Source organism: Shewanella submarina, from assembly GCF_042646185.1.
GTDB classification, from domain to species: Bacteria; Pseudomonadota; Gammaproteobacteria; order Enterobacterales; family Shewanellaceae; genus Shewanella; species Shewanella corallii.
In genome coordinates this window covers 37,336-58,804 of sequence record NZ_JBHRTD010000012.1, presented here as the reverse complement: position 1 = coordinate 58,804, position 21,469 = coordinate 37,336, and the positions used below count along the sequence as shown (strand labels likewise).

Annotated in this window: 14 protein-coding genes and 1 pseudogene; 1 reads left to right on the top strand and 14 read right to left on the bottom strand. The window is 42.0% G+C overall.

Annotation, left to right across the window (positions count from 1 at the left end; translation table 11 throughout):
* Position 1 precedes the first annotated feature (1 nt).
* Complete coding sequence (locus ACFOE0_RS09240) at positions 2 to 2,083, bottom strand: TonB-dependent receptor (protein WP_248935603.1); 2,082 nt, start codon at positions 2,081 to 2,083, stop codon at positions 2 to 4.
* Between the two features lie 325 nt (positions 2,084 to 2,408).
* Between ACFOE0_RS09240 and ACFOE0_RS09235 the strand changes: the two genes are divergently transcribed.
* Entirely contained in the window at positions 2,409 to 5,087 is a 2,679-nt protein-coding gene (locus ACFOE0_RS09235) for a LuxR C-terminal-related transcriptional regulator (protein WP_248935602.1), read from the top strand.
* Positions 5,088 to 5,511: 424 nt separating this feature from the next.
* Here the strand turns inward: ACFOE0_RS09235 and ACFOE0_RS09230 are convergent, their stop codons facing one another.
* The 13 genes and pseudogenes from ACFOE0_RS09230 to rfbC form a co-directional block, all read right to left on the bottom strand.
* Positions 5,512 to 6,123, bottom strand: a complete 612-nt coding sequence (locus ACFOE0_RS09230; protein ID WP_248935601.1) for a winged helix-turn-helix domain-containing protein — start codon at positions 6,121 to 6,123, stop codon at positions 5,512 to 5,514.
* A 280-nt stretch (positions 6,124 to 6,403) separates the two neighbouring features.
* Positions 6,404 to 7,747, bottom strand: coding sequence for a DUF1501 domain-containing protein (locus ACFOE0_RS09225; RefSeq protein WP_248935600.1), 1,344 nt, complete (start codon positions 7,745 to 7,747; stop codon positions 6,404 to 6,406).
* A gap of 31 nt (positions 7,748 to 7,778) precedes the next feature.
* On the bottom strand, positions 7,779 to 9,761 hold the full coding sequence (locus tag ACFOE0_RS09220) for a DUF1800 domain-containing protein (RefSeq protein WP_248935599.1): 1,983 nt from the start codon (positions 9,759 to 9,761) through the stop codon (positions 7,779 to 7,781).
* Positions 9,762 to 10,143: 382 nt separating this feature from the next.
* Entirely contained in the window at positions 10,144 to 11,154 is a 1,011-nt protein-coding gene (gene wecA, locus ACFOE0_RS09215; protein ID WP_248935598.1) for a UDP-N-acetylglucosamine--undecaprenyl-phosphate N-acetylglucosaminephosphotransferase, read from the bottom strand.
* A 552-nt stretch (positions 11,155 to 11,706) separates the two neighbouring features.
* Positions 11,707 to 12,762 (bottom strand): DUF1972 domain-containing protein, encoded by a 1,056-nt coding sequence (locus tag ACFOE0_RS09210; RefSeq protein ID WP_248935597.1) that lies wholly within the window; start codon positions 12,760 to 12,762, stop codon positions 11,707 to 11,709.
* Position 12,763: 1 nt separating this feature from the next.
* Entirely contained in the window at positions 12,764 to 13,996 is a 1,233-nt protein-coding gene (locus ACFOE0_RS09205; RefSeq protein WP_248935596.1) for a glycosyltransferase family 4 protein, read from the bottom strand.
* A complete protein-coding gene (locus ACFOE0_RS09200; protein ID WP_248935595.1) occupies positions 13,986 to 15,092 on the bottom strand; it encodes a hypothetical protein in 1,107 nt (368 codons plus the stop codon). The genes ACFOE0_RS09205 and ACFOE0_RS09200 overlap by 11 nt, the downstream gene beginning before the upstream one ends.
* 6 nt (positions 15,093 to 15,098) lie before the next feature.
* Positions 15,099 to 16,184: a glycosyltransferase family 4 protein gene (locus ACFOE0_RS09195; RefSeq protein ID WP_248935594.1), complete on the bottom strand. Its 1,086-nt coding sequence runs from the start codon at positions 16,182 to 16,184 to the stop codon at positions 15,099 to 15,101.
* Positions 16,177 to 16,863: an acyltransferase gene (locus ACFOE0_RS09190; protein ID WP_380711841.1), complete on the bottom strand. Its 687-nt coding sequence runs from the start codon at positions 16,861 to 16,863 to the stop codon at positions 16,177 to 16,179. Before ACFOE0_RS09190 ends, ACFOE0_RS09195 begins: the two co-directional genes overlap by 8 nt.
* Positions 16,853 to 17,989, bottom strand: coding sequence for a hypothetical protein (locus ACFOE0_RS09185; RefSeq protein WP_248935592.1), 1,137 nt, complete (start codon positions 17,987 to 17,989; stop codon positions 16,853 to 16,855). Before ACFOE0_RS09185 ends, ACFOE0_RS09190 begins: the two co-directional genes overlap by 11 nt.
* Positions 17,986 to 18,558, bottom strand: coding sequence for a hypothetical protein (locus ACFOE0_RS09180; RefSeq protein ID WP_248935591.1), 573 nt, complete (start codon positions 18,556 to 18,558; stop codon positions 17,986 to 17,988). Before ACFOE0_RS09180 ends, ACFOE0_RS09185 begins: the two co-directional genes overlap by 4 nt.
* Before the next feature lie 1,171 nt (positions 18,559 to 19,729).
* Complete coding sequence (locus ACFOE0_RS09175; protein ID WP_248935590.1) at positions 19,730 to 20,767, bottom strand: EpsG family protein; 1,038 nt, start codon at positions 20,765 to 20,767, stop codon at positions 19,730 to 19,732.
* 154 nt (positions 20,768 to 20,921) lie between these two features.
* Positions 20,922 to 21,467 (bottom strand): annotated as a pseudogene (gene rfbC, locus ACFOE0_RS09170) (dTDP-4-dehydrorhamnose 3,5-epimerase).
* Positions 21,468 to 21,469 lie beyond the last annotated feature (2 nt).

Here is a 21,469-nt window from a genome sequence, read left to right as displayed (position 1 = left end):
GTTACTCCATATTCCAGCGAACTTCCAAACCAAAGGTGCGCTCCTGTGCAGGGTGGGCAAACCCGCCCAAAACCCATTCGGCCAGATACTTCTCATTGGTGAGATTTTTGGCCCACAGATTAACCGACCAATCAGCCTGATGACGCAGTAACCCAATTCGAGCATTCACCAGATCGATGGCGTCGCGGGCACTGGTATTGGCCGGATCCCAGTATTGCTTTCCCCTTTGTTCCCACTCCAGAGTGAACTTGGTATCCCAGCCGCTGAGCAGTTCAGCCGTGACCTGAGCACCCAGGTTGATGGTGTACTCGGGGACATAAGGGGCTTTGTTACCGACGTCGGCAGGTGTGAGGGAATAGGCCTTGATTTCGCTGTCTGTGATACCGAAGGCACCATAGATATCCATAAATTCGGTAATACCGGTTTTGAAGTCGAGTTCACCCCCTATGAGTGATACTTCATCTATGTTGGTCAGCACCTGGGCACCCAGAGCGCCAACAAAAACAAAGTAGTGTTGATTGTCTATTCGGGTGTTGAACAATGAGGCGTTGATGCGGGTTGAGGCGCCGGGGAACAGGCCTTTAAAGCCCAGTTCATAGTTACTGGTTTCTTCCGCTTTATAGAGGTCGTTGACTCCCTTTAGCCCAGCTTGTTCGGCCAGCTTGCCGACGCCACTTTGGTTGAAGCCACCGCTGCGGAATCCCTGTGCATAGTTGGCATAAAGGCTGATATTGTCGATGCCGGTGTACACATAAGAGATCTTGGGTTGAAACTTATCAAAGGTTTCAGAACGTACCTCTCCGGATGTGGCGGAATACTTGAGCGGCGTGGTATTGGTTTGTTCCCGCTTATCTGAGTCAAAGCGGCCCGAAACACTCAACTCCTGAGTATCCGTCAGGCTATAGTTCAGCTGACCAAATACCGCCCAGGCGGTGTTGTGGTTGTCATCTGACAGATAAGTGGTTGCCGGGCTGATATCCGGGGCGATATCCGGATTTTTGGTGATACGTGGAATACCTTTACCCAAATCCAGGCCGGTGAAGCTGGAAATAAATCTGTCTGTGTTCAGGTAATACAGACCCCCAATCCAGCGCAGGTCCTGATCGCTGGCAGAAGTAAATCTCAACTCATAGCTTTGAGCCGACACATCCAGATACTGTGCCTGGGTGCCGTCAAAAACATTGGGGCCGAAAGGGGAGTTGGCCGAGATGGCACGGGAGTATGGGAACTGGTCCCCTGATAGATACTCTTCCAGCTTGTCGGCAGCCACAATAAAGCTGGCGGTGACGTCGTCCAACGCCCAGTCCAGCTTGATCGCAGCTGAGGTGGTGTCTCGCTCATTTTCGCCTATGTTGTTGGCTTCAATGTCCAGATCGGCAACATTGGCGTCATTCACACCAAACAGTGGCTGGAATATATAGTTAACTGCGCCGCCCCGGGTTTGACCATGAGACAGACGAAAGTCGGCGGTCAGATCGTCAGTGAGGTACCACAAAGCACGGCCACGGATATTCTTATCAGTTTGAAAGTCGACCTTTTGCCCCAGATACACATTATCGATAAGGCCATCAAAGTCCCGGTATTGAGCCGTGAACCGATAGCTAAGCTCATCGGTAACTGGCCCGGACACTGCACCTGATATGGCTTTCAGTCCGCCATTACCCAAATCGAGCTCAGCATAGCCGGTCAGCTCATCAGTGGGCTTTTTGGTGGTGATATTGATGGCGCCACCAATGGCGTTACGACCATAAAGCGCACCCTGAGGACCTTTTAGCACCTCAATTTGCGCTATATCGTAAAGGTCCTGATTAAACTGATTGGGGCTGATCTGCAATACACCGTCAACCGATACTGCGACAGGGGATTCGCCGTTACGCACCTGAGACAAGCCCCGGATGGTAATAAAGCTGGTCCCGGCATTCTGGGCCTCGACCATCGTCATGTTGGGGGTGAGTGAGATAAAGTCAGCCGCGCGCTCCAAACCCATATCTTCAATGTCCTGCTCACCAAATGCAGTAATGGCGATGGGAACATTCTGAATATTTTCGCTGCGCTGACGTGAGGTGACTTCAATCACCTCCATGTCGTCCGCCGACTGTCCGGTGTTTGGTATGAGGCCCGATAAAATAGCCGCCAGGGAAAGCGCGACTTGGGAGTACTTGATTGCCATGGATTTACTCTCTTTTTGTCTGATTGATGTCAGGCTGAATGTTATTGAGTTGTAAAGGTTGGCGGCAACGACTCCACCGGGTAAGTGGACTGAGTTGGGTAGTGACAACCTACCCAGGTGGGTAGGCAGAGGTGGGTAAGTATTGAACAGCAAAAGATAGTGCTAGGATTAGTTATAAGATTATCAGCGCTGGTGCTGGCTGCCGGTGAATGAAGAGAAGCCCTTAGAGGGGACTGATTTGAGCGGACGACAAACACAGGTATTCCTGCAGCAAAAATTCAAACCGCCACAGCCAAGAGTGAGGCTGACCCAAAGGCAAAATCTGCTGAAGGCATTTAATGATAAACAGCATTATCAGCTGACCAGCGTAGTTGCCCCGGCGGGGTTTGGTAAGTCCACGTTAATGGGCCAGTTTTTCAATGCGATGACACTACGCAGCTGTGCTTGTGTTTGGCTGGCATTGGACCCATCGGACAACGAAGCAAATCGTTTTTTTCATCTGCTCTGTCACGCCCTGGTTGATTCAAACCTGGCGCAATCTTCCTTTATTAACCGCGCCCAACACTTTTCAGCAACCGAGGACACAGACAGGTTTCTTGCCGAGGTCATCAAAGTTATCTCAAGCTGTGATACCCATATCTACTGGTTTGTGGATGACTTTCATTACATTTCAGATCCGGCAGTTATCAGCTTTTTCGACCAGTTGATGCGCTACTGTCCCGACAACTTCAGTCTGGTATTGGCCAGCCGCATTCAGCCCCCCTTGGAAGTGGGGCTGTTGATGGCACAGGGACAGATGTTGTCCATAGACTCAGCCCAACTCAAGTTTGATTTGGTAGAAGCCAGAGCCCTGTTTGGAGATGTGATCCCAAAGGAGACGCTTGAAGGCCTGTACAGTAAAACCGAGGGCTGGATTGTTGCCATGCAACTGATGCAGATGTGGTTGCAGCAAAGCCCACAGCATTCAATGCAGACCCTTGGTACTCAGAATGTTGAGATACTGAACCGCTATTTTTCAGAGCAGATTTTCGAGCGGTTTTCTCCTGAGTTGCAGGAGTTTGTTATTCACACCTCCTTGCTGGATCGTTTCAATCCAACCCTGGCCAACCATGTCTGCGAGGCAGGGGGAGGAGAGGAGTTTATCAAGCAGCTGGAGCCATTTCGCGCGCTGGTGATCCCCATTGATTTTGAGTCGTCTACCTATCGGTATCACCATCTGTTTGGTGACTTTTTGCAGCAAAAATTGCTGGCCAAAGTCGGCGAGCAGATCTGTAACCAGCTCAGATGCAAGGCGGCGCGGTTCTATGCTGAACATGACTATCTGGCTGAGGCTGTGAGTCAGTGTATTCGGGCCGGAGAGATGGATTTGGCGGTTGAACTGATTTCTGATGCCGGCGGCTGGGAAATGATCATGACCCGGGGCATAGGGCTGGTGGAGTCTCTGCTGGCACAGTTTGATGAGACCTCATTGGTTAAATATCCCTGTTTGGGGCTGATGCAGGCCTATTTATGCATGAAGCTTGGCAGAGTCGTCAAAGCGGAAGAGTACTTCAACCTGGCAACAGTCAGATTTAATGAGATAACCGCGGCTCAGGACGTCACACAGGTGACAGAAAGAGACTTTATTATTATCGGGCTGCTGGTGGATATCTATCTCGACAAACATGTATCCGCGGATGTACTGGACTTGATCGACTCAAGACTGAATAGGCTGGACGAAGGGGATCATTTGGGAAAGGGCGTGTTGCTTGCGTGCCAGTCCTTGATCCTGAATCAGATAGCCAGATTCCGCCAGGCCGAGGCGATGGCCATTGCCTGTGAGCAGGAGATGCAACTGGCCAACTGCTGGGTTGGGCTCAATTATGCGCTCTTGCACCATGGTCAAAGCCTGGCCTACCGGGGACAACTGCTGCAGGCGCTTGAGCAGTTTGAACGGGCTGCTTCGCTGGCTGAAGAGCACTATGGCAAGGATAACGGGCTGCAGGCGATGTCCTGGTGTTTAGCTGCAGACATTCACTATCAGCGCAATGAGCTTGATAAGGCGCAGCAAATGCTGAACAAAGGCCTTGGTGTGCTTGAAAGCCGGGACTGCTGGCATGATATCTATGCTGTCAGCTTCCGGCTGGCGCTGAATCTGGCATTGGCATCCAATGATAAAGTCGCTGCTGAAGCGCTCCTGACCCGTATTGCTGAAGTGGCCAGTAACAGGCACCTGAATAGACTATCTCTGCTGTGTGGCGTGCTTGAGGCCAAAACCAATCAACATTTTGGTAGCAAATTAACGACAGATAAGCCGATACCTGGTCTGGCGATAGACCTTAATGAACTCAAGCAGGACAGCAACTGGCTGGCATTGTCGGACTATCTGGAGCTGAAAGCCAAAGATGCATTGGCCCGAAATGCCGGTGCTGATGCTCAACGGCTGGCGACAAAACTTCATGCCCATGGAGCGAAAATTGAGCGGCAATCAGATCTGGCCAAAGCCCTGGCAATTGAAGCCATTGTGCTTGAACAAAGAGGGGAGGCGGAGAAGGCCTGTGAGCCTTTGAACCGAATGTTTGAGATATGCGCATTAGAAGGTTATATCAGAGTTTTTATTGATGGACCCAATGGGATGATATCTCTGCTGAAGCAAAACAGCGCTGCAGTTCGTGAATATCCGCAGTTTGTAGATCTGCTGGAGACGGTGGAGCAGGGCACTCAGGTTACTCCTGGATTTGGCCTCAGCGAACTTGGCCTGTCACACAGAGAGAGCCAAATCGCCCCTCTGCTGGCCCGCGGATTGAGTAATAAACAGATAAGCCAGCATCTGGGCATCTCAGACAATACCGTGAAGTTTCATCTGAAGAATCTGTTCAGCAAGCTGAAAGTGGCTACCCGTACAGAAGCTGTCTCTGTGTTGCATCCCTATTTGTGAGAATATGCATTGAACCATGACACTGCTGCTGTATTACTGCAGTGTCTGGGGATTGAACTTGCAGAACATATGAAAATTGAACATGGTGATTTGCTCGCCAGCTCTGACTGAAAGGCTGCATTGATCATCAATGTAGAAGTATCTATTTCTTCTTACCTTTATTTTCATGTCTGAATTGTGCATCAATACCGTATTGTCTGCCCCCACACTGAACGTATAGTGAAAAAACTCACTATTCTCTTCAAGCTTGTGGTCGTTGAAAAGGCTGTATGACGCGTCGATTTTTATTTGATCACCACTTTGTTCTGTATATGTGCTCCAGTTGGATGTTGGTGATTCTACGGAGCCAAACCAGTAGGACTTTGTTTGCTGCTTAGCGACTATAAGCACTAAATTAATGGTGATCGCAGTTATCACAAAGTACTTAAAAATTGCAGTTGAGCAATCTTTTAGCTTTGTCATATTCACAGTATGTGTCTCCAATCATCAGGGCCTTAACCTGGCCAGTTTCATCTTTAATGGTTCTTGGATAAGGCGTTCGTTGCGCAGCATCCGTGAACTTTTGCTTTTCGCGATAAGCCCTGAATAGTTCAGTGGTATTGAATCCGGTTATACCGATCAGCAGGCAGACAACAGCAAATTTTATTGCAATATGAGATTTGCGCCACTGAGCAGGTGTTTCATCCGCTACTTTTGTTGGTGGCTCGTACAGAGATAAATTAAGTGAATAGCCACTGCCGGGGTGATTCACTATGATGCCTTTGTCACTGTCACCCAGCGCAGTCCTCGTGCGGTTTATAAGTTGCGGCAAACTTTCCGGCGACATTACCCTTCCAAACCACACTTCCCGGGTTAATTCCTCGTAACTCAGTATATTGGGATGAGCTTCCATTAGGGCTTTTAACAGGAGCTGTTGTTTATTAGTGAGTTTGACCCTGGTGTTTTCATCGGGGATCCCTTCAACCAATCCTGAATACAGTGAGCCCGTCTGAGCATCCCAGTATCGCTGACCAAGAGTGAAGATTTGCCGTGACATAAAACGTTGTTGAGCTAATGAGAAAAGGGGAGCGGATTATACACAGTGGAAGAAGGTGGACAAGGCCATACCGTGATAAATGTGAGCTTGAAACGCTTGTTGCGGGTTTTGGGCTGTTGACTTGAAAATGTTGCGAAAGCAATTGCCACTGACTCTGGACGAGAGGGGAGAATGCTCAATTTATGAAGGATAAGAGCATTCGGGTATGAATGCTCTTGTCCTGGTTGACTCACATCACTTACTGGTTGCAGAGAATAGTAAAGACTCTGATTGACGTTTCTTAGCCAAAAATATCCAGGGTGTGTTGATTGAAATTCCCTAGATTAGGAAACAGGTCAAGCAGGTCTGAATCTGAAGCTCCAAACCATTTTGCCAGGGTCGCAAAGTATTGCTCGTTGGCGACTTGTGGGATAAGCCTGCCTGCTCCGACATCAAATTCGTTGCCGAGTCTTTGTTCCATCAAGGTGCCGTATATATCGCCGCCTTTCACTGCGCCGCCCATCACAAGCTGATTACCGGCCCAGCCGTGATCTGTACCATCGCCATTTGAGCTCAGCGTTCGCCCGAACTCTGACATGGTGAAAGTAGTGACGTTATTCTGCAAGCCAAGCTCACTCAAAGCGCTATCGAATTCTGCTAACCCCGTCGCAAGTTCCGATAGCAGAGCAGGGTGCCTGGTATTTTGGTCGTCATGGGTGTCAAAACCGCCCATAGTGACAAAGAACAGTTGTCTGTTAACCCCAAGTTGGCTGCGAACAGACAATGTTCGAGCCACCGCAGCAAGCTTTTTGGATAATGATGTATCGCTGAATTGATCGCTGAAATCAGTTGCAGATTCTAGTAGGCTATTCAAATGCTCGGTATTGCTGATAGCTCGTGTCATCTTTTGAGCATAAGCATTGCCAAGTGGATGAGTCGCGTTGGCAAACATCTTCTCCAGTTCCGCTCTTAAAGCGAGCCGGGCTGTGCTGTCACTATCATAGGCATAAATCTTGGTAATGCCTTGTTGGCTCAAGGCAAAAGGATTCGAACCAGTAGCGGTTTGCCACAAATTGCTGCCAGCCAATGAAATATTGCTGGCGAAGTTAGAGGAGCTTTGTAGCATTTCAAGTAAGCGCCCACCCCAACCATAATTCAAAGAGGCTTTTTCCCGGCCCTGCATCCAGGTGGCTTGTTGATCGTTATGAGAGAAAAGATGTTTAGGTAGCGGAACAGACTTGGATTTGTACGCCGCTTTGCTCGTTGGAGCAATGATACTGCCAATCCCACCGACAGCTGCCAGCCGTTGTTGTAAAAACAATGAGTGTAGGGGTTCCAAAGATGGATGTAATCCAACCCCACCATAAATCTGGCTTAATGGATTCAGCGTAATAGAATCTGTTACCGCTAAACTTTGCCGGCTATCCAGGTAGTGCTGCAATGGCTCGTCTACCAGGGGGAGCAACATGTTGGATGAGTCGTTCCCTCCCATCAGGAAAACACACACCAGGGCCTTGTTATCGTCAAACTGCGATTGACTCACCAGCCCTTCAAGTGCCATCAACTGAGTGCTGGTTAACGCGGCCAAAGACACACCACCTTTCAAGCACAGCTCTAGGAATTCACGCCGTTTTTTCACAGTCATACCAATCTCCCGCTCGTCCAATGATAGAAGGTTAGTGTTGAATCACATATTCAGGGGATACCGCTATGCTAAAGAGTAGATAGCCAACCTGATAATAGGAGGGCGAAGCAGAAAACTGACTCTGGATTTCCCTTAATGACTGCCTCATAGCATCACTCATAGTGCCAGCGAAAAAAACCACGTCGTAATAATCGAGCAGTGCCTCTAACCCCTGTTGTTCGAGAATGCCTACATGGGGCTGAAGCTTCATAAGAATCCGGTTGTATGAAGGATTTTCTACCAACTCATCAATATGCCAGTGGTTTCTGGCAAATTGTTCATTAAACTGGCCAATCAGAATTGTATCACTGGCAATCTGCAACTCTGGCGCAACCAGTTGCATGTCTGAGCCTGTGGCAAGCTCACTGGGCATATAGTCGGGGCGGAAAAAATTGAACACTGAAGGCGACCCCAAAGGCACTTGGCCGTGTGTATTTTGAGACCAAACACGAAACCAGCCACTATGACTGCCAGCGCTCAGTTCACGCCAAAAATGGACAGAACGAAGCAGCGGTTCGCGTATTTTTCCTGAATACTCCAGTACACCTTTAGGTTGACGCGCTTCGTCATCAAGTAATATTGCAGTCACCACTGCGGCTAAATCACCACTAACACCCTCGCCATTATCGCTAAAAACATTGGCAACACGCTCGACATATTGGGGAGTGGGGTTTGAGGTAATCAGGCGTTGAATAAGCTGCTTACTGATAAATGGGGCAACATTGGGGTGATAGAACAAATTATCCAGTGCCTGCTCTAAATCTTGTCTGGCAGATTGTCCTGCCGGTAGCACAGTGCCACCAAGCAATGTTTTTGCACCTTGGTCATGAAACTGCTCCCAGGGCTCCATAGGTTCCAGAAAGTTTCTTGGCCATTTCCAATACTCCGCACCGGCATAGTTCCAGCCGGTAAATACATGGGCAAAGCCCTCAATCTCCACTTGAGTGTAGGTGGGGATAGTTTTGCCATCGTCATCCAATATCGGGGTACCGTCTTGGTTAAGCTGCACCAAACCTATGGTAAAAAGCTGCATCACCTCTCGAGCATAGTTTTCATCTGGCCTGATATTAAGCACTTCATCTGGCTTTTTATTGCCCAAGTGGCTCAGATAAACACCCATGGCAGGAGAGAGAGTCACTGCTTCAAGTAGCTCTCGATAATTTCCAAAGCTGTGTTTTAGTAAGAGATCATAATAGGCTGTTATCCCATCTTGATGAGTAGACAACAAATCAGAATCCACATCAGATAAGACCAATATTTCACTTAGCGCAAATGCGACTCTTTGCCTGAGTTGATCAGTGGAATATAAACTGGCATTCCACCAGGCATTAATGCGTGAGCTATAACTGAATCTGTCACGATCTGGTTCAAGCACCAGCAGCGGCGAATGAAAACCTGGCTCAAGTAGCATCTGCTCTTCGATCCATTGCCTTTCACTCATGCCTTTGGCGGCTTGAATATCATCGCTTGTTGGCCCCATTGTGGCCTGATGCAGCAGCCGGGATGCATCGAACTCATCCATACCCCAGTGGGTAGTGATAGTAATTTCTGCGTTGGCGGTGGCACTGTTGTTGTCTGTGACGATAACGCGGAAGGTATATTCGACTGCAGATGCGTCTTGCGAGAGGGGAGGTGTGACTGAAAGTATAAAACTGTCTTCGCCCTGCATGGGGAGTTCTGGCCCGTTAACCAATTCCCATTTGACTTGTGATATTTGGCCATCTGCATCACTTCCGCTGGCAATAATATTTTGGCTGACTCCTTGCCTTAATGAGCGGGTAACAGGTGAGATGGTGACATTTGGAGAGATATTTGGGGCAGGGTTATCAGCGGCTTTGAGATCGATATCGGTATCTTCACCACCACAGCCCAAGATAGAAAAGGATAAAGCCACATACAGCAAGAAATTATTTGCGGTCTTGGTTATGTCGGCAAGCCGAAACTCGTTTGCTCCAGAGTCAAAGAATCCTTCCATACTATCCCCTTAAGATCCCCAATAAGCTCGCGTATGGCTGATACCTTGAGCATATTTTCGGCTCAATTTATTGTCAGCTCCATTCCAAAAGCTTAGACAAGAGTTTTAAGATCTGCTTGACATTGGCGTGTGGATAATACGAAAGAACGAACTGCTGCTCTTCGTAGTCAAATGCTCATTTCAAAGACGTCCACCACGAAGCGGTCGTTGCACTCCCTACTCTGAGACCACGACGGTTGACTGCAAAAAATAAGCAATGGTTTTTTCCGCTTTTCTTGGTGGTTCAGTATTTTTAGCCGCTTACATCCACTGCACTCTCCATAGTCAGTAGTTTTTTAAGGGCACTTGCAACGTTTACTAGCAGATCGTTTTATTAACCTACTTAATTCTGCAGTTTTCTTATTACGACAAGATACAGCAAGAATGCACCAATGAAGCTGTAAAACATTACCGGCTCGGGTATTTGCTTAACCTCGCCATATAGCCCAAACGCAGACATTCCATTAGCCAAAGCCAGAATCAGCAGTACCACCTTAAATTTGGAAAGCCCCTGGTTTTGAAACACGTGGTGAATGTGAGTTCTATCTGGGTGGAAGGGCGACAATCCTGCTGATACCCTGGTACACATCACCCTTGTCATATCCATCAAGGGGATAGCGATAAGCCAAAGAGCAGTGACTGGTCGCATGGCGGAGATACCAGTGGGTTGACTGGCAAGCAACAATAGCCAAATCACTACAAAACCAATGACCATACTGCCCGCATCACCCATAAACACCTTACGTTTTTCTCCTAATACTCCGGTGTTAAACAGTAAGAAGGGAATAATCGCGAAAATAATCACAAGACAAAACAATTGATAGCCAGCGTCACCAGACCATCCAAATACTATTGCTAGTGATGAGAAGGTGACTATCGCAACCGTTCCAACTAAACCGTCAGAACCATCCAACATATTAAATGCGTTAATAGCACCAATAACCCCAATACCAGTAAGGACGTAACCAAGAATTTCAGAGTTGATTACTCCAAAACCAAACATATTTCCCAAATAAGAAAGTGACAATCCAGTCTGATGAATCATAACCACGGCCAAAATAGCCTGAACGGCTAACCTGACCTTGAAGCACAAATCAAATCTGTCATCAAAACCACCCAATATTGCCAGCGATAGCAAACATAGGGAAAAAACTTCTACATTAGGAATAGTAGGGTTCAATAATTGATGAATAAGAAGCGCAAAAGAAATTGATAGACCACCAATCAGCGGGATGTTTCCTGCATGGAGTTTTCGCTCATTTGGTTTATCAATCAGTCCAACTATTGGAGCCAATTTTCTTAATGCGATAAGAGCTGACAGTGTAGTGGTAGATGCAATTGCCAAGTTAATCATACTGCGTCCTTGATTAAATTAAACTCTTAATGAGTAATGGCGTTAACATTAAGGTATTATCTTTAAATAAATATATAAAGCTGTAACCATAGCGAATTTGGCTACATCGATACGCCAACAAGCGGATAGCTAAGCGGAGTCAACGTTTTAAAAATTCAGTGGGCGAACCGTGTGAGATAGCTTTAAATACTTGTACTCTGACCACGCAAAACATAAAGGTCACGAAGGCGAGCTAAAGATTAAAACTTGCTCTTCTTATGCTGTTTCTTCGTGCTATTAGTGAAACGCAGCGCTTTATGGGGGGATCGCTTTTAAAAAGAAAAAGCCTAAACAACTAAGAACACCGAGAACCACAGAGAAAAGCAACTGAGGTAAGGAGTTTTTCCTACTCTTTATCTCAGTGCCCTTGTGTTGCTCGCGCAGTGAGTCTCTGTGGGTGATGTTTTAAAACGTAAAGCTGACCACCACAGAGAACACAAAGGGCTACAGAGATAAGCCAAAGCTTAAAAATTGATGTTCTTGTGATATCTCTTAGTGTTTAAAGGAATTAAATTACTTGTATAGTGATTCGTACTGTCTTGCGATGATTTCCCAAGTATACTTCTCGTTTGCGATTCTTGTCATCGCTCCAGAGGTGATAACCATGTCTCGATCAGTTGTCCGCGATATTTTCATGGACAAATCATCAGAATTTGAAAAGTAAATTGCTTCATTGTTGGTTGAATACCGGTTGAAGTTACAATCGAAAGAAAATATTGGTTTACCAATGTGCATTGCTTCGACAAGGGACGGATTTGTGCCACCAGCTGAATGACCATGCACATACCCCTTACACCCCGAACGATATTTATAAAGTTCTAGAGTATCATAAATGGGATTCAGCAATATTATATTGTCAAATTTAGAATAATATTCTTTAAGTTCTTTACCAAAGGCTGAATTATTCCAATTCCCAATAAAGACAAGTTTATATCCAGACTTCGAGAATGAATCTAATATAACGTGAACATTATTCTCAGGTTCTATTCTGCAAAGGCCCAAGTAGAAATCTCCTTGTTCAGCAGTTTCATCAACATCAACTACTGCATGATCACCACCGTAGGCAATAACCTCTGCTTTTATTCCGTATTCATCTTGTACATAGTTCGCTATTGCTTCATTGTCAGCAATAACAACATCCGAATTTCTAACTGCAAGTTTTTCAGAGAACTTCAAAAACCACTTGGCAAATTTACCCCATTTATCACGCTTCCACTCTAAACCGTCAATATTAGTGATGACTTTAGATTTTGTAAGTAAACGATAGATAGGGAGGAATATACAGCCTGATACACCGAGGATAAGAGTTGTATCAGGTCTTGAAAAAATACAACTAATCAGAGATGCGATATCGTATGGAATACTTTGTACACCATTTGCTTTTAAATTGATGTATTTGAGTTCTGTACCTTTATACTGAGCTTGCTTATTATTACATTCCTTGCCAGAACAGTACACAGTATAATTTACTGAATTTACTCTATTCGACACCAAGTTTTCAACCAATGACTCAAAACCTCCATAACGAGCTGGTATACCGACGGTTCCGACTACGGCTACAGCATTCATATTACTTCATGACCTCTTCATATTTTATAATTGTCTTATCGACGATAGAATTCCAAGACAGCGTATTCTTTATGTGTGAAAGCGCATTAGCCGATAGCGCTTTTCGTTTTGATGGATCATATGCTAAATCTAAAAGGCCTTCAGCTAAAAGCTGTGCTGTAATATCCACTTCCTGGGGGGGTATTTTTACACCACCATCATCTGGTACTATAATGTCTGGTCCACACAATTTTAAGCAAACAATTGGGATCTCTAATGCAACAGCCTCAAAAAATGCCCATGTTCCACCTTCCTTAAAAGTAGTCGAAAAGTAAATGTCACTCTTGGATACCAATTCGAACACCTTTTCTCTCTTTTGCCATCCCAGAAACTCAACCTCATCTAAATCGTATTTTGAACAATAACTTTCTAAAAGATTTCTTTCTGGGCCTTCGCCAACGATAATGAACTTGAAAGGCCTTCCATATAACTGCTTAAAACGTCTAATTGCACGTAATGTTAATATATTGACCTTAGTTGGAATTAGCCTGCCAACAGTAACAATGGTCAAAACATCAAACTTAGACAATCTATTATCAGATCTGCTAAGTAACTCCTCAGGAGTTCCTGTTTCTAAACAAAGTTCAGTCTTACTATGATAGCAACTAGGTATTAAGTTGCGACTTTCTGGAGTCCGGGCTAAAATCGAGTCGGCAAAGTGACAATTCGCAATAAAAATGGGATTAATCTTTTGTAACTTTTGATAAGCATATCTAAAATAAATCTGGGCCTTCCCCTTTATTGAAAAATCTTTAAGATATGGAAGAGGTACATTCTCTCCACCTCCTACTGGTCCTAATACGTATTTGGTAGGCATCAGAAACGCAAACTGAGGTAGTAGCAGGCTACCAAATGTTAAATAGTGTGTTATGTCAAAACCAATAGATTTATGTAGCGCCCTACACTTTAAAATACCAAAGAATTGCCATAGTGCATAATATAGATAAAGCCCTCTCTCCCCTTTTTTCCAAAATTTAGCCCAATAAGGAAGATCGTAGTAAATGAATCGGACATTTGTAGATATTCCATTTTCATATAAATAACTCTCAATCACTTCCTTATTATTAGAGCGAGTTAAAACATATAGGTCACAATGAGAACTAAGTAATTGTGACCATTTCCAGCCAACCTCTTTTTCCGAACTAAATCCAGGCTCACAAGAATAAGCCACTAATAACACTTTTCTATTTGTCACGGGAATAGCCTTTGCTAGTCGGCGCCAGTAGTAATCCGAGTTGTTTGCTAGTTTTATCTGCCTGCTTGTCGATTACGGAATTAAGCATTAGATTAAAGTCATTTCCATTGCAATCGTGCTGCTCAGTAAAAGCAATGTCGATAGATGAAATTTTCTTGCCATATTGCCGATCGAGCACAGTACTCTCAACTGTTGATATTAAAGAGAGCCTTTTTGTTGTTTTATGCCACCTCTTAATTAATAAAAATTTTAAAATATTAAAAGGATTTCTTCCTTTCTCACAATAACTATCATAACTAGTGCCATGAAAACTACCGGCTAAAGTATTCAAAAAAGTATCAACATCTATATATTGTGACACTGATTTGTCCACAAGAATATTCATTCCTACAGGTTGCAACAATCGGTAGTAAGCCCTAACCATTTGCATAGATGCATACTTGACTCTGTATCCTATATTTGTATTTGCACTAGACAGCTTCTTTAGCAATCTATAGTACTTATCTCTATCTATTATAAATTTCGCTATATTCTTCTCTTTTATTATTTCAACTAACTCGCTTCCAAACTCAGTACCAAAAACTCTATTAAAACCTAGTTCAAGACCAACTTGATCTGATAAATATAAACTATGTAAAATATCTAAATGTCTTTCTTGAATGTCACCCTTGAAAATCCGCCGTTGCATCACGAAAGGCCCTTCGACAGATGGGCATGGTACGAAGAAATTTTTGTAAGCAACTCGGTCCTTAAGCATGTACTCAACAGGCATTAAATTCGGAAAGCCCTTAGCACAGAAATCAACAAAGAAATCAAGTTGCAGTCTAAAAAATTTGTCTATTGAACGGGGAGAAAGAATATAAGCACATTTATTGTATCCGTGCCAAATTTTTTGTGTGATTACTACACCATTGCTTTGGGCAAATTGTGAAATTACGCTGTCCAATTTATTGAATAATGAGATCTCTACTGCAAAGTCGACGTCGGAAGGAATAATTTCAGGCATCTCAGTGTAATTATTCATAACACAGTATCTATGCCCACCTGTATTCAAAAAATTAAAAAATCTATCAAGAAGCAAAGTATCAAGTTTCATCTTTTATCAAGCACCTAAAATTTCCCGGACAATATTTTCATCAAATTTGCTTAGGGAAAACACATTTGAACGTCCTTTTGCACTAATTGCCATTTCACACCAAAGAGAATAATCCATACTATACTCTTTAATAATTTTATAGATTTGACTTACGTCCTTGGAGTCTATATTAAAACCATCTATACCATTTCTAATTACTTCTACTGGCCCACCAACGATTGGCCCAATGACAGGCGTATAAGCACTCATCGCCTCTAAAATCGTGAGACCAAAAGTTTCAATCCAAGCGTGCTGATCAGATAAATTCAACACCAAGAAGGATTCTTTATATTCAGATAATATATTTTGTGGTCTACACTCTATAGATACGTTTTTCGGAACTCTAAGTTTGGAAAAGTAAGATTCAGCGTTATGAGGTTCATCATTGATCGCAAGTTTGAAATTAAAAACCTTTAACTCTTTTGCCAAGGATAGAAACTCAGGGATCCCCTTGTAATCCTTCAAAGAGCAAGCCATAAATACTCTCTTTGACTCCCACTTCCGCTTTAATTCTGACTGATCCAGCCGTATGCATTCAAACTCTTTAGAAATGGAATTATAAACAACGGTTTGGTGAAGAGTTCTTAACTGTAAATCATTAAGCAAATATTGACTAACATAAATATTTTTGTCAGACAAATTATTTATTATTTTTAACAAAAACACCTTAAGCAACTTAGGTGCAATGGAAGTTTCATGTATATAGTAAACTACCTTTGCTTTATATAGTTTCGCTGCGAATGCTGCGCCAAAGGGTAATATTGTGTTAATAACAACAGTTACATTTTTTGTATCGGACTCCTTTTTCAGTTGCTGACACATAATGAAGAAAAGGTGAAGCTGACTCAGTATGTAGTATAACAAAGTCGCAAACTTATTATTTCCTCGTTTATAAAAATACTCGTATAACACATTTCCTGTTCCACTAATAAAGCCTTGTGAAGAGCTTCCTATGAAAACTTTGGAACATGGAAAATTTCTTAGAACTAACGAAAGTACTTTTGGACTACCACTAAAGTCATCAAGAAGGTGAACGAAATACGTGTTATTCATATGTTTGCTTTATGTGCTTTGCGGGCACTCCCCCTATCAAACTATTCTCACCAAATGATTTGGTTAATACCGAGCCAGCTGCGATTACACAATTATCTCCGATACACACACCATCACATATAGTTACTTTTGCTCCAATCCAACAGTTGTTACCAATCCTAATACCTTTTCGACTAACTCCTTGCTCTCTTATCAAATATTCTTTGTTAGAATATTTGTGGTTTTCAGGATGCAAGCTAAAATACTGACCAATAATACAATCGTTTCCTATGACTACTCCCCCCGCACCTCCAATATAGGAATACTCTCCTATTGCCACGTTATTTCCTATCAAAATTCCTTTCCCAATATCCCGAATAGTACCGGATGCTATCACTTTGGAAAAGTCGCCAAGCTTAAAGTTATCACCTATCGTGATTCCTTCTTTAGATAGATTGTCTAACGTGCAATATTTTCCTAATTCGACATTTTTTGATTTAAGATTTAGTTGTTTCCTAGCAAGTACTTTAGTCCCCTTACCAATAAAAATAATTTTATTAGCGTACGCGAGCCCCCTTATTAAGCAAGCTATCTTAGACAGTGCGATTCCTACAACATAACTAGTGGAAACTTTTTTATCAAACCTAAAATCTCTATTTTTAATCTGTGATACGGTGAACTCAATTATTCTAATCATCATCCAAACCTATAGAATCTAAAAGTGCTGCCCAAGTTTCAATTTGCCAAAAAATTTGAACGTGTAGGGGTTCTAATTGACTTCGGTATTTATTCAGGTAGTAAGTAGACTGATAAAGCAAGTAAAGTCTAAAATATTTTTGAAACTCTTTATTGTTTACTAAAAAATATTCGTTAAAAATTGACGATAGCTCTCGATAGACTGCTTTTTTTTCTTTGCGCTCTACCAAAATGGAATTTGAGACAATTAGATGAATTAAATCGAAATACTTAGGTTTGAATGAACTTAATTCCCAGTCTAATACAGAGATTTCATTCCTACCAATAAACATGTTCCAATAAGTAAAGTCACCATGAGCTTTATACATCTCTATATCATAGTTACTCATAGTGCTAAGATGTTCTATTTGCTGTTTGCATTTAGTTGTTAGGTCTGAGAACTTATAGTTATTGTTTGGAAACTCCGATTTCAGGTCACCCAAATAGTCATACAATTCATTGATGACTTCGTTTAAATCCCTGCGTCTTATTGTTTTGCTACTAAGTTTTTGATAGAAGTCCCAAAGTAATGAGAACTTCTTTTTCTTGCTAATCCTTGCGGTCCTCGCGGAAACTTCAGTAAACCCATTGGCACCTTCTATATTTAAGACCTGCGGTGTCAAATGGGGAGCAAGGTCCGCTGGATCAATAGACTGCAGCGAAACAACTTCGTTTTTAACCAAATCTCTCGATTCATCACTGGTTGGTATTTTAAAATAAACAGTTCTTCCGTCTTTTTTTTGAGCGACTACCACGAACTTCCTATTTACTCCGGGAGTCCCAAAAAAAACTCCAACCTTCGTATATCTTCTGCAAATTTTTTCATAATCGGAGTCACCGGATACCATATAAGCCCTTTTCTCAAAAAAGATTGATTGTAATCGAAAATACCATATTGTTTTAAGTAAAATTGAGTACAATTTTGCTTTTAATGTAATTTGGGGATAGCTTTTGAGAAAAACAGCACTATTGAATTTGTCTTCTATAAGCCAAAAATCTCTTCCATTTTTTTTGACTATAAAAAAATATTTTGCTATTTCTTCAGAATCTTGGTCTGAGGAAAAAAGGCTGCATATAGAATAATGAGTCATAGTAATTCGCTTACAACCTTTCTTGCATTCGACTCAATATCTTTTGTAGTATCAAGGATTATCGTTCTACAATATTTATTCTCTAGTTTCTTGTATGCTGCGCGCTGTCGTTCTGTTTCACACCATGAAACCTCTTGTTTTCTATCCTGAATAGTACTCGTAGGAGCATCGACTATCACTAACAGTGTAGGTTTAGGTATAAACCTAGCTACAAATTTTGTGAATATGTCACTAGCACCATAGCAATACCTTGCGGGATCAACCAATATATCATAATAATAACGATCGAATAGTCTGATTTTGTTATCTCTGTTTAATTCACCGCATCCTAAATTGTATTCCACAAACCAGAAAACTAATTTCAATAGCGACTTTAGCAATCCATGTCTTACCTTTTCATGAGGGTTTGTCACTGGAGAACCGTTATTGACATTCCTGTATCTTGGTAAAAATCCAGGTACAAGGTAGTGATACGAATACGGTAAATCCATGTCACTTAACGCTCTCTCAACAGCGCCGATTATTGTTGATTTGCCTGCGCCGTCAGGCCCTAAGAATACTATTCTCATTTTATACTATTTTCCTGAATAATAACATCCAAACCAATACCGTACCAATAGAGCCCGTTATCATAGACACTGGCAAGCTCAATAATTCGTTCGTTTCATAAAGCAGATAGAACACCATTAATGAAGTAATCATTGAGGCCAACGAGCTAATTAAAATATTTTTTGATTCATATTTTAGCCTGGATATAACTTTAATAATTGAGTTTGCGAAAGAACCAAGAGGTAACCAAATTAATATCGTTAATACCTTTTTTATGTCCTCATTATTCGTCGGATATATCAGATCAACTATGATACTGTTGAAGCAGGTGACTGAGGTTAACATTAGAGCTAAGATAAAACCGCCTATGAGCGCAAACCTCAAAACTCCATTTAATGCGAGGTTGCTATTTTCAGAACCAAACTTATTCAACAGATAAGACTCAACGGAAATAATTGCAAAGTTGAATATGGAAGCTAGATTTTGAGCACTCTTTATTGAACCTATTGTTGATATAGACATTAAGCTATATGCGACTAGGCTTACGCCATTCGTAGAAATCCATTGAATTTTAGACGCGAAATAGAATCCAAAATTGGCTATATATATGTTCCTAGCACTATTAATCCTAATAGTATCCATACTAAAAATATTTGATAGATATACTAATTGTATGAGTACCATGGCGAGCATGTACGGTAATAAAAACCAGTGTAAATCTATATTATGGTTAGAAAATATTGCAATTGGAACAAGCGAGATAAGGACTAATATCACACGTAAAACTAGCAACTTAAGTTTTCTTTCCTTAATGAGTAACTTTCTGACGCAGTCATCTATTGAAAAAATGCAACAGTATATTGGAACTAGTATATAGTTATCAATGCCAAGCTCAATCGTATTGTTTATCGTTAGTAAAATTAAAGTAATAGCTGCACAACCAAACAAAATCAAAACGATTGAAGTTGTTAGATGAGCCCTCTCTTTTACAAGTTCAGATTCCATTAAGCATGGAGCCGTAACCAAATTATAAAACAGATTCAATACAAACAGCGATGACAATATAAATATTGCATACTCACCATAAATTTCTAACCCTAAGCACCTTACTATTACTACACCAACGATAAAGGTTATCAAACTATTCAGAGATTGCTCTATAAGAAAAAACAACTTAGCTATCTACCTAGGTCATACAAATGGATAAAACACAAAATCACCCATATCATTTCTGGGTCCCCAAAAAGATACAGTGAACAGTAATTGTAATATTATAATCATGATGTAAACAATCGCGCCAACCTTACTGTATTTGGCATTTAACGCTAAATACAAAACAAATGGCTGCAATATCTGACTATAAATTATAATTCGGTCATAAATTAATACATTGGTGGCAAAGAAAGAAGAGGCCACTATCGGTATAAAAAATGCGATGAGCAAAACGTTATTTTTTTCTAACTTGTCTTTATCACAAAATAAAAGTAGCGATGCTGACAACAGTAGCGGGAGATTCCGGTGGTTCATTGAAGACTCTTTTATTAATCCCGAGTTTGCCATGTCGGTATATGCAGATAACGTTCGTTCGAATATACCAAATACTCCAATAGCTGCGTTTGTTATTTGCTCTACGAGCCCTCCAACTGGAAAAATCATTAAAATGACTGCAACCAATATCATTGCTTTATTTATCCTCAGGAAATACCCTGAAAATAGTAACAACCCAAAAATAGCTGCTTTATGAAATAGTATACTTAATAGTACAACGCCTAATGATATTAGTTTGTTCCTACTGAATACTTGCAAACCAAGCAGAAGCAAAATGACTGACACTCCCTGCCGGAAAATATTCAAGTTTATTTGATAAAAAACAAATGTCGTTGTAAAAAATATAAAGTATAACGCTGCGTTTTTCTTATCAATGCTATACATTAGCAATCCCAATAATCCGTTTACGATTAGCGCATAAACTAACGAAAAGAATATGTATTGCTCTGATATTGACGAGATCCCAGCATTTAAGACTTTTAGCGCTGGTTCGTCTATTTGATATAAATATGGGTCGCTGAATATTTTAAAGTAGTAAATGATGTCAACACCATAATTTTCAGATTTTAACCCAAACGCTATTGTCCATATAGCGGTTACATATACCAAACTAACTGAAGGGTATCGTCTTAAACACAGGTACGAGATATAGGATAGTGTAAAAATGAAATATTTTATCATGGCAGTTAGATTTGAATTTGGGCGTAGTGGTCTGGTTAATTTTTCAGTGCATTATTTGTGATGCCTACAAACTTTAACTAATGCATTTGATTTTTTGTAATTAAATGGAATAGCGACTCGGCTAAATTTGTGTTGGCAGAACAATCGAAAATCATTATAAACAAACGGAAGTTAAAAGTAAGTTTCGTTCCTGATCTTTAGCCGATAGTATTGGCCATCCATCCAAAGGCCATGTAATATTCATTTTAGGATCATTCCATGTGATTGACTTCTCTGCTTCCGGATTATAATAGGCTGTGCACTTGTATACGAACTCCGCTTCTATAGATGTAACATAAAATCCATGAGCAAAGCCTTCTGGAATCCAAAGTTGCCGCTTATTCTCTGCCGAAAGGTAAACACCAATCCACCTCCCAAATGTGGGTGAGCCTTTTCGAATATCAACCGCGACATCGAATACTTCACCAGATACAACACGTACTATCTTTCCTTGGGTATTTTCAGTCTGGTAGTGGAGGCCGCGTAAGATGCCTTTTTTGGACTTCGAGTGATTATCTTGTACAAACGTCGTTTGCTTACCGGTTACTAATTCTTCAAACCTCTTTTGGTTCCAGGTTTCCATGAAGAAGCCACGCTCATCTCCCTACACTGTTGGCTCAATAATTTTTACATCTGGAATTTTTGTATCAATAACTTTCATTA